Source organism: Streptomyces sp. NPDC085866 (assembly GCF_044541035.1).
Lineage (GTDB): Bacteria > Actinomycetota > Actinomycetes > Streptomycetales > Streptomycetaceae > Streptomyces.
Window position 1 is genome coordinate 369927 of the sequence record NZ_JBITSQ010000011.1, and the last position, 7247, is coordinate 377173.

Here is a 7247-nt window from a genome sequence, read left to right on the forward strand (position 1 = left end):
GAGGCGCATGGGGCTCGCTACGTGGGCAGTCGGTCCCATGGTCCAGCACCTGCAGTGGGTGCTTACGCCTCGCTGGGGCCGTGCGCACCAGCTGCCTGAGGTAGGCGCATGGGGCTCGCTACGTGGGCAGTCGGTCCCATGGTCCAGCACCTGCAGTGGGTGCTTACGCCTCGCTGGGGCCGTGCGCACCAGCTGCCCGAGTTAGCCGTACGGGGCCCGCCGTATGGCGGCCGGCCTCACGGCCCGGCATCCGCAGTCGGTGCTGATGCTGCACCGGAGCCACGCGCACCCGTCGACGGCGAATTCGCCCCAAGGGGGCCACCCGCACCCGACCGTGCTCGTCGCACGGGTGGTGCGGGTGGGAACACAATCCCGCCGAAGGCGAAGCCGAGGCGACCGCCGCAGCCGCTACGCCGGCCGAGACCGAAGCCCCTCCAGCAGAATCTCCAGCAGCCGAGCCGAAGCCGCAGCCTGCTGCGCCGGATCCGGCAACGAAGGCGCGGCCGTGGCGATCACCAGCAGCACATCCGCCACGGACACGTCCGACCGCAACTCGCCCGCGGCCCGAGCCCGCTCCACCAACTGCCCCACGACCTCGAGCAGCGCACCGGCCCCACCGTCGTCCGAGCCGGACTCCGACACCAGCCGCAGCTCACCCGAACCCGGCTGAGACCGCTGCTGAGGCACCCGAGCCTCCTCGGCCGGCCCGGCAGAACTGTCGGACCCGGCGTCGCCCTCCTCCGCGACCCCGACCCGCAGTACGTGCGGCGGCAGCAACCGCCCCGCCCCGGACGCCACAGACGTCCGCAGGAACCGGGACAGCGCCGACCACGGCTCGTCCTCCTGCCCGAGCGCGGTCCGCGCCTGCTCGGTCAGCCGTGCGGTCTCCTCCTCGGCTATCCGCCGGACCAGCACGTCCTTGCTCGGAAAACGCCGGTACACCGTGCCGACACCGACCCGCGCCCGTCGCGCCACGTCCTCCATCGGCGCGCCGTACCCCAGCTCGCCGAACACCTCACGCGCCGCACGCAGCACGTGCTCCAGATTGCGCTGTGCGTCCACGCGCAGCGGCGTCGTACGCATCCCGTCCGCGCGCCCGTTGCCCGCCGCCGCGCTCACCGCCGGTCCGCCCGACGCGAGGGCGGCTGCCGACGACCAATGAGTGTCCTGAACATGCATGTGTTTCCCCCGGTTAACGACGTCTCCCCCCGGAGACTCCCCGTCACTGAATACCGGCGTGCGCGGAACTGGCATCGGTCACGATCGGACCCGCCCGTCGCGGACCCGATCGACCACATTCCCTACACCCCGTCGACACACGAACATAGTTGAGTGAGGGTCAATTCAGAAGGGGCAGGTTCCGCACAGAGCGCCCCCCGATCGGAGTACGGGTCATCTATGTCCCGATTCCACACCTTCGCCCTCTCCCTCCCGCCCCCGCTGACCTGCCCGCTTTCGCCCCACCCCGACGGCGCGCCCGGCCCCGCGCACACCCGCTCGCCGGTCACACAAATTGCCGGGGCTGTGGACAAACAACAGCGCCGGGTGCGTCATGGGATGGTGAAGGAACGTGCGCGCATTCTGGTTGTCGGCGGCGGCTACGTCGGGATGTACACGGCCCTGCGTCTGCAGCGGAGGTTGAAGCAGGAGCTCAGGCGGGGTGAGATCGACATCACTGTCGTCACACCCGACCCCTACATGACGTACCAGCCGTTCCTCCCCGAAGCGGCCGCCGGTTCGATTTCCCCTCGTCATGTCGTCGTACCGCTGCGTCGCGTCCTGGACCAGTGTCACGTCGTCATCGGCGAGGTGACCTCCATCGACCACGCGGTGCGCACCGCCGCGGTCACCACGCTCGCCACCGCCGAGGAGGGCAGGACCGCCGAACTCCTCGGCTACGACGAACTCGTCCTCGCTCCCGGCTCGATCTCCCGCGCGCTGCCCATCCCCGGCCTCGCGGAGTACGGCATCGGTTTCAAGACCGTCGAAGAGGCGATCGGCCTGCGCAACCACGTCATCGAGCAGATGGACATCGCCTCCTCCACCCGCGACCCCGCGATCCGCGACGCCGCCCTCACCTTCGTCTTCGTCGGTGGCGGCTACGCAGGAGTCGAGGCACTCGGCGAACTCGAGGACATGGCCCGCTACACCGCGCGCTACTACCACAACCTCCGCCCCGAGGACATGAAGTGGATCCTGGTGGAGGCCTCCGACCGCATCCTCCCCGAGGTCGGCGAGGAGATGGGCCGCTACACGGTCACCGAGCTGCGCCGCCGCAACATCCAGGTCCTGCTCGACACCCGCCTGGAATCCTGCGCCGACCGCGTCGCCGTCCTCAGCGACGGCCAGCGCTTCCCGACCCGCACGGTCGTGTGGACCGCCGGCGTCAAACCGCACCCGCTGCTCGCCGCCACCGACCTGCCGCTCAACGGCCGCGGCCGCCTCAAGTGCACCGCCGAACTGACCGTCGACGGCGCCCCGCACGCCTGGGCCGCGGGCGACGCCGCCGCCGTCCCCGACGTCACCGCCGCCGAACCCGGCACCGAAACCGCCCCCAACGCCCAGCACGCGGTCCGCCAGGCCAGGGTCCTCGGCGACAACATCGTCCACGCGCTGCGCGGCGAGCCCCTGGAGACGTACGCGCACAAGTACGGCGGCTCCGTCGCCTCCCTCGGCCTGCACAAGGGCGTCGCCCAGATCTACGGGCGCAAGCTGAAGGGCTACCCTGCCTGGTTCATGCACCGCGTGTACCACCTCAGCAGGGTGCCCACCTTCAACCGAAAGGCCCGCGTGCTGGCGGAATGGACCCTGGCCGGGCTCTTCAAACGGGAGATCGTCTCGCTCGGTTCGCTCGAACATCCCCGAGCGGAGTTCGAACTCGCGGCCGGTGGAAAGCCTCCTCACAGCCCCTCGGACAACCCGAAGGGGTCGTCCTGACCGGACTCAGGAACTACCCGGCCCGCCCCGGCGTCTGACGGATATCGCCGCGGACGGCCACCTGCCAGACTGCCCCACGTCCTCGGACGGGCACCTGCCCGCCCTCAGCACCCACGAGGCTTTCCCCACTGTGAACTTCACGCGCTGGAGCGCCCGGCTCCCCGGAACGCAGCGCCGCGCCGCAGCGCGGACCGAGATCGCGGTCTCCCCGGACCGGCGGGGGGAAGGCTGCGTGCCCGCGGCCCGGGCCGAACAACCGGCCGACGGGGCACCGCCCGTACCCGCCGTCGACGAACTGCCCGCCCGCGACGTCCTCGACCGCGTCCCGGCCCTCGTCGCCCTCCTCCACGGCCCCGACCACCGCATCGCCTACGTCAACGACGCCTACACGGCGGCCTTCGGCGTACGACCGCTCGGCGAACCCGCCCGAGCGGGCCTCCCGGAACTGGCCGAACTCGGTCTGCTCCCGCTCCTCGACCAGGTCCTGCGCAGCGGCAAGCCGCGCACGCTCAAGTCCCGCAAGGCCCTCGACGGCCGCTCCTACACGTTCACCTGCACTCCGGCCTCCGAGGCCGGCGGGGACGGCGCCGTACTCGTCTTCGCCACTGATGTCACCGACCACGCCGAGGCCGCGGAGCGCCTGCGCGCCAGCGAGCGCCGCCAGCGCGAGACGGCCGTGACCCTGCAACGCTCCCTCCTCCCCCAGGAGCTGGAGCAGCCCGACGACCTGCGCATCGCCGCCACCTACCAGCCCGGCGGCACGGAGGCCGCGGTCGGCGGCGACTGGTACGACGTGATCACCCTCGGCGGCGGCCGCACGGCCCTCGTGATCGGCGACGTCATGGGCCGAGGCGTCCGCGCCGCCGCCGTCATGGGCCAGCTCCGCACGGCCGTCCGCGCCTACGCCCGCCTCGACCTCCCGCCGCACGAGGTCCTGCAACTCCTCGACGGCCTCGCCACCGAGATCGACGCCAACCAGATCGCCACCTGTGTGTACGCCGTCCACGACCCGAACGAGGGTCGCCTGGTGTACGCCTCGGCCGGCCATCTGCCCATCCTGGTCCGCGACGAGAACGGCACGGTCCTGCGCGCCGACGAACCCACCGGCCCGCCGCTCGGCACCGGCGGCTGGATGCACGCCTCGGGCTCGATCGCGCTGGGCCCCGGCTCCACTGCGGTCCTCTACACGGACGGCCTGGTCGAGCGCCGCGACGAGGACCTGGACGAGGGGATCGCCTCCCTGGAGCGCGCCCTGTCCGGCGCGACCGGCACCCCCCAGGTCGTCTGCGACCGCCTGGTCCGCTCGGCCGGCGTCACCGCCGACCACGACGACGACGTGGCCGTCCTCGTCCTCCAGCACCCCGCCCGTACGGGCCCCGAGGGTGATCTCTTCCGCAACGCGGCCCTGGAACTCCTCGGCGGTGTGGAGGCGGCCCCCCGCGCCCGTGCGTTCGCCTCCGGCGTCCTGACGAGCTGGCGCTTCCCGGCCGACCTGCACGACCTGGGCGTCCTGGCGACAAGCGAACTGGTCGCCAACAGCCTCCAGCACGGCACCCCGCCCATGCGACTCCGCCTCCGGCGGACCGACCGCCGCCTGATCATCGAGGTCACGGACGGCGACGACCACCTCCCCCGCCGCCGCCGCGCAGAACCGGGCGACGAGTCGGGAAGAGGCATCGCCATCGTGGCGACCATCGCCTCCAACTGGGGTTCGAGAAGGACACCGGGCGGAGGGAAGGCGGTGTGGTGCGAGTTCTTGCTACCGAGGGGCTAGGTGCCGTGGGGCTGCGGTCCGTCGCCGGCCGCGGGTGCACGGGGGCTGGTCGCGCGGTTCCCCGCGCACCTGGGGGGTCGCAGCCCCGTCGGCTGCATGCGCTCCGCACGTAGGTGCGGACAGCCGTGGCCGCGCAGTCGCGGGTTCATGCCTCCGCGGCGACCGGCTCCGCGGCTCCACCCCGGGCCACCACCCGGCTGCTCCTCGCCGCAGCCCACGGCTGATCCTGGGCAAGGGTGAGCCGGCGCCCCAGTCGCAGCGCCAGCACGGTGATGCCGAGGGAGAACAGCAGGAAGGTCACGATGTACGGGGCATGCAGGGACGCTCCGAGAGGACCGCCCACCGCCGGCCCAACGGCCAGTGCCAGCTGCTTGACCAGGGCAAACGCCGAGTTGTACTGCCCAGCCATCCCCTCCGGCGCCAGATCGGCCACCAGTGGAGCAACCGTCGGCGACAACATCGCCTCACCCAGCCCGAACAACGCGTACGTCGACACGAACGCAGCGGTCGCCATCTCCTGGCTCCCGTGCCCCAGCCCCGCGTACCCCGCCGCAAGCCACGCCACGGCCCAGATGAGCCCCACACCGGCGATCACCCGAGAGCGCCGACGCCGCTCCACGAACTTCAGCACGGCGAACTGCGCGACAACGATCATCATCGTGTTCGCAGCCAGCGCCGTACCGAGCGCGGAGGTGGATATCCCCGCGGCCTCCACGCCGTACGCGCTCAGCCCCGACTCGAACTGCCCGTAGCAGGCCAAGAACAGCACGAAGCCCAGCACACACAGCTGCACCATCGCCCGGTTCCCGAGGAGCTGCTTCCAGCTGCCCTTCCCCGAAGCGGTCGGCGCGTCGCCGATCCGCGGCGAGTGCGGCACCCGCACCGTCGCCATCACCGCGACCAGCAGCAGGAACATCGCCGCCTCGATCGCGAACAGCAGAGTGAAGGAGGAGACCCGGGTCGTGTCGACGAGGTGACCGCCGATGAGACCACCGACGCCGAGCCCCAGGTTCTGCAGGAAGAACTGCATCGCGAAAGCCCGCGACCGCGTCTCCGCCGTCGAGCAGTCCACGATCATCGTCGCCAGCGCCGGCTGCATCACGGCCTGCCCCGCCCCGAGCGCCGCGGCCGACAGCAGTACGGCGGTGGCGTTGCCCGCGAGTCCGAGGCTCAGTGCGCCCAGCGCGGCGGTGACCAGGGCTGTGAGCAGGACCGGCAGCGGGCCGCGCCGCACGATCGCCCTGCCGGCGAACGGCAGCACGATCAGCGCGGCCACGGCGAAGACGGCGAGCACGAGTCCCGCCGTCATGGCTCCGAGACCCCGCACCTGCGCCACATAGACGTACAGGTAGGGGACCGTGAAACCGAGCCCGAAAGCGCTGAGTGCGTTGCCCACGTGGATCCGGCGCATCGCTGCGCCCATCGCCCTGGTCACGTTCACCTCTCTCACTAGTTAGGAGTGAAGACTTCAAAGCTAAAGTTCGAAGCTAAAGAGTACACAGCGAAGGACTTCAAGGCAAAGTGGCTCCGTGCGATACTGCGGCCATGTCCGAGACCCCCGGCGTCACGGAGCCGACGCTCGAAGAACAGATCGCCGCCTACCAGCGCGAGTTCCAGGACCTCGACCCCCAGGTCGAGAAGATCGTGTCGGCGCTGTCCCGGCTGAACCGGCGGATGAACGTCGCCTACGGCCGCCAGACCGCCGCCCTCGGCATCGGCAACGCCGACTGGGAGGTCCTCAAGGCACTGGTTCTCTCCGGTGCCCCGTACCGGATGGGCCCCAGTGACCTCGCCAAGCGACTCGGCCTCACGCCGGCCGCCATGACCCACCGGATCGACCGCATGGTCACCGAGGGGCTGGTCACCCGGGAGCGCGACGAGTCCAACCGCGTCCGGGTCATCATCGAGCTGACCCCCGAGGGCCGGGAGAAGTGGCTGGAGGCGATGCGCCTCGCGACCGTCTTCGAGGAGGACCTGCTCCAGGACCTCACCCCTGCGGAGCGCACCGTCCTCGGCGAGGTGCTGACCAGGCTGCTCCGCAGGGTGGAACACGCCCAGCCGGACGCCGGCGGTCGCCTCAGCGACCTGGACTGAGGCACCCAGAAAAGATCTTGACAGGGACGGTTGACACGCCCCTGCGTGATCCGTAAGGTTCTTCGGGTTGCCGCAGAGCCGTAACGGTTCTTCGACAGCACCTCCGCCGCCTCGAGCGGCACCTCACACCACCAGCACGATCTCCCGATGGGATTGATTTCGGCATGCCCGAATTCAATTCGAATAGGGACTCGGCGGCCCGATTGGGAATCGCCGGGCGGATCCGCTAAGGTTTGAGACGTCGGAACGGCCCAACAGCCGTGAAGACAAGCCCCGCTGACTGGGGGTCAGACGCCGAAAGGATCTGATAGAGTCGGAATCGCCGGAAAGGGAAACGCGAGAGCGGAAACCTGGAAAGCGCCGAGGAAATCGGATCGAGAAAAGGTCTGATAGAGTCGGAAACACCGAAGGGAAGCCCGGAGGAAAGCCCGAGAGGGTGAGT

5 protein-coding genes are annotated in these 7247 nt (G+C 70.6%); 3 read left to right on the top strand and 2 right to left on the bottom strand.

The annotated features are described in order from the left end of the window. Positions 1–408: 408 nt before the first annotated feature. The gene (locus tag ACIF83_RS28915; protein WP_399731199.1) at positions 409–1179 is read right to left on the bottom strand and encodes a TetR/AcrR family transcriptional regulator; all 771 of its coding nucleotides are present in this window, start codon (positions 1177–1179) and stop codon (positions 409–411) included. A gap of 378 nt (positions 1180–1557) precedes the next feature. On the opposite strand from ACIF83_RS28915, the gene ACIF83_RS28920 reads away from it, so the two are divergent. Together ACIF83_RS28920 and ACIF83_RS28925 are read left to right on the top strand one after the other, a co-directional pair. Then, positions 1558–2937 (top strand): NAD(P)/FAD-dependent oxidoreductase, encoded by a 1380-nt coding sequence (locus ACIF83_RS28920; RefSeq protein WP_399731202.1) that lies wholly within the window; start codon positions 1558–1560, stop codon positions 2935–2937. Positions 2938–3067: 130 nt separating this feature from the next. Then, a complete protein-coding gene (locus ACIF83_RS28925; protein ID WP_399731205.1) occupies positions 3068–4711 on the top strand; it encodes a SpoIIE family protein phosphatase in 1644 nt (547 codons plus the stop codon). A 145-nt stretch (positions 4712–4856) separates the two neighbouring features. Here ACIF83_RS28925 and ACIF83_RS28930 read toward each other — a convergent pair whose 3' ends face one another. Further along, positions 4857–6146, bottom strand: coding sequence for an MDR family MFS transporter (locus tag ACIF83_RS28930; RefSeq protein ID WP_399731208.1), 1290 nt, complete (start codon positions 6144–6146; stop codon positions 4857–4859). A gap of 110 nt (positions 6147–6256) precedes the next feature. Between ACIF83_RS28930 and ACIF83_RS28935 the strand changes: the two genes are divergently transcribed. Next, on the top strand, positions 6257–6805 hold the full coding sequence (locus ACIF83_RS28935) for a MarR family winged helix-turn-helix transcriptional regulator (RefSeq protein WP_393474124.1): 549 nt from the start codon (positions 6257–6259) through the stop codon (positions 6803–6805). The last annotated feature ends 442 nt before the right edge of the window (positions 6806–7247 follow it).